General features: G+C 37.5%; 3 protein-coding genes and 1 pseudogene. 3 read left to right on the top strand and 1 reads right to left on the bottom strand.

Annotated features, from left to right (window positions below; all coding sequences use genetic code 11):
• Positions 1–185: pseudogene (locus IQ229_RS23155) on the top strand (aldo/keto reductase); the annotation flags it as partial.
• A gap of 172 nt (positions 186–357) precedes the next feature.
• On the opposite strand, the gene IQ229_RS23150 reads toward IQ229_RS23155, so the two are convergent.
• Complete coding sequence (locus tag IQ229_RS23150) at positions 358–555, bottom strand: hypothetical protein (protein ID WP_194047780.1); 198 nt, start codon at positions 553–555, stop codon at positions 358–360.
• Positions 556–589: 34 nt separating this feature from the next.
• Between IQ229_RS23150 and IQ229_RS23145 the strand changes: the two genes are divergently transcribed.
• Entirely contained in the window at positions 590–1,090 is a 501-nt protein-coding gene (locus IQ229_RS23145) for a DUF4174 domain-containing protein (protein WP_228013673.1), read from the top strand.
• A gap of 428 nt (positions 1,091–1,518) precedes the next feature.
• Complete coding sequence (locus IQ229_RS23140; RefSeq protein WP_104909288.1) at positions 1,519–1,791, top strand: GlsB/YeaQ/YmgE family stress response membrane protein; 273 nt, start codon at positions 1,519–1,521, stop codon at positions 1,789–1,791.
• Positions 1,792–2,697 lie beyond the last annotated feature (906 nt).

Raw genomic sequence — 2,697 nt, 5'->3', positions numbered from 1 at the left:
TATTCGCTCAAGGAGAAGCTATTGTCCCAATTCCTGGTACAAAACGCCGTACTTACTTGGAGGAGAATGTTGCAGCTACCGAAATTATCCTGACTGCACAAGATTTGAATCGACTGGAAACAGTTGCACCAAAAAATGTGGCAGCTGGCGATCGCTATCCTGACATGAGTACTGTTAACCGTTGATCTATCTGAAAAGCTGGAGTATTTTTTCAAATTCCGCTTTAGATGCACAAGCAGACATTACCGTAGCTTAACAAAGCAATCACCCAGAATCTCAGAGGAAATGTCAAAAATAGCGTAGGCGCAGCCCGTCGTAGACATCGCTATTTTATCGGCTATATATCTGGATACTCATTCAATCATCTGGAAACTGCCAGCACGAGATATGTTCAATATCTTTGCTGCTGCATTTACTACAGACTGCATCAATCATAGAGTCCACCCATTCATAGCTGCAACTACGACAATGACAGAAAATGTTATTGCGGTTAGCCATTTCAATACCTTGATGCCATTGTTGCAGTTGAGAAGAGTCTGGAAAAGCTTCTGACATTTCATCAAACCTTATTCATGTCATAGTCTACATTATGAGCCTAACAAGCCCCAAAGTGAATAACTCAGTAATAATCGCCCTGACTCTCACCGCGTCTATAGCCCTATCGCCCGTCAGCATTGCTGATACTGTCCAAGGTTCAACCCTTACCATCAAAATGTCTTCATTTAATCTCAATTCTCAAAAATGGCAAAACCGCGTGCTACTACTCTTTGCACCGTCTGTTAATAACCATAGCTATCAGCAACAGATGCAGTTATTTAACCAGCAACAAAACGATTTTAAAGATCGGGATTTAGTTCTCATTCAAGTTTTGGCAACAGATAAAAGCTATGCCAACGGACAATTAATAGATGAGTCTTATGCCGCCAATTTGCGAAATCGCTTTGGGGTTGATAAAGAAAATTTTCGCATCATTTTGATCGGCAAAGATGGAGGTGTTAAGCGCCAAGAAACTACACCAGTGCAAGCGACAGCAATTTTTGAGCAAATTGACGCTATGCCCATGCGTCAACAAGAAATGCAAGAACAATAAATTGGTACAGCAGTTGGTTTTTATTATTTAACAATGCAAGTACAGGCAATTGCCCTTTACTACAAATGTTATCCCAATCCTTAAGCGCAAACCTCTTACAGCACCAGAATCCTAAAAGTTGAGTAAATTTAAGTGCGAACCTACAAGAGTATCTGCTTTCAAACCTGAACTTAATTCTTCAAGTAGATGAGAACAATCATTAAAAATGCATATACTGCAATTATCAAGCAATGAATTTATTAGCTCCTGGTTTCAGACCTACTAGGAGCTTTTTTTTATTACCCATATCAATTAAGAGAGTTCATCATGAGAAGTAATAGCGTTCATCCTCAAGGCTATCGATCATTGCTTCTGTTGGTAGATTGAATGTTAATATTTGGATTGCTATTGTGTATTTGTCACTAAAAAACGTTTATCAAATAAAAACAATGAATATTCTTGCTTGGATTGTTTTAGGTCTAATTGCTGGTGCGATCGCAAAGGCTATCTACCCTGGTCATCAAGGCGGCGGAATTTTAGCAACAATTTTATTAGGAATCGTTGGTGCTTTTATTGGTGGTAGTTTGGGTGTATTCTTCAGTACAGGAAGTTTTGCTCTTGCGGCTCCCTCTTTGAGTATTCCCGGTATTGCAGTGGCAGTTCTGGGTGCAATTGTTGCAGTCTTCTTGTGGAACGCGTTAACTAGCCGCAGTGCTTTGTAATAAATGAAATTGAATTAACTAATTTAGAACTTACGCACTTTTTGTCTTATCTGTCAATGTGTAAGTTCTCTTTATCAACAATTATTAACAGAATTTGCCGCTTGTTATGCTGATAGCCTCAACATTATTCAGGTTGATAATGTTGAGGCTATGATTTTATTTTGGATGCTCTATATATCGCAAACATTTTTTGAATTGGTATTATAGAAGTCTTAAATCTCTGCCTTACAGGCTTATAATATCTGTGGCAACAACAGCAATAGTGTGCTAAATCGCAAATTTGATACCTGTAATCTAACTTAACTTTGTTTGATGCATAGGCGTAGCCCATCATAGACATGGACTAACAGTATAATTAAAAACTTGGGTTAGCGATCGCGATCTATTATTTATACGTATTTTATTTGAAATCAGGTTAGATTTAAAACATAGTAATAGTGGTTTACTAACCATAGTATTAACTTCTTAAATACTAGTGATATGTGAATAGATTAAGCTTACCTCTCACCTATTTACCATGAAGTTTGATCGAGAGGTAGTTACGATTTCCAGTGTACAACTTTGACAACTGTCCACAATACTGTTGCATGTATCAAGGTCATGGTAATATTATCTTACTGTCAGGGAGATATTATTTATACATCAATTTGTAACCATGCTGAAAGAGCTAGTTAGGTGCGCTACCTCCAAAAAACAAAAAATTATTCAACCTACCCAGGAAAGCAACAAAAGCCCTAATGTGCAAAGCACAGAGCTTTTTAAGCTCGGCTTATATAAGGTACTAAAGAGCTAACTAAAGCTCTTTTTTAGGAATCATTACAGCCAGCGAGAAAGGCATAAAACCTTCTTAAGATGGCAAAAAATTAGACAAGAGTAAATAGAAAAGTTTTGACACAATGTCAATAG

The sequence above is a fragment of the Nostoc cf. edaphicum LEGE 07299 genome (assembly GCF_015207245.1).
GTDB lineage: Bacteria > Cyanobacteriota > Cyanobacteriia > Cyanobacteriales > Nostocaceae > Nostoc > Nostoc edaphicum_B.
The sequence above is the reverse complement of the archived record's forward strand: the minus strand, read 5'-3'. Positions and strand labels throughout refer to the sequence as shown.

Excerpts from the sequence above, each read along its gene's own strand:
- IQ229_RS23150 (WP_194047780.1), bottom strand. The coding sequence starts at position 555 with ATGTCAGAAGCTTTTCCAGACTCTTCTCAACTGCAACAATGGCATCAA.
- IQ229_RS23145 (WP_228013673.1), top strand. The coding sequence starts at position 590 with ATGAGCCTAACAAGCCCCAAAGTGAATAACTCAGTAATAATCGCCCTG.
- IQ229_RS23140 (WP_104909288.1), top strand. The coding sequence starts at position 1,519 with ATGAATATTCTTGCTTGGATTGTTTTAGGTCTAATTGCTGGTGCGATC.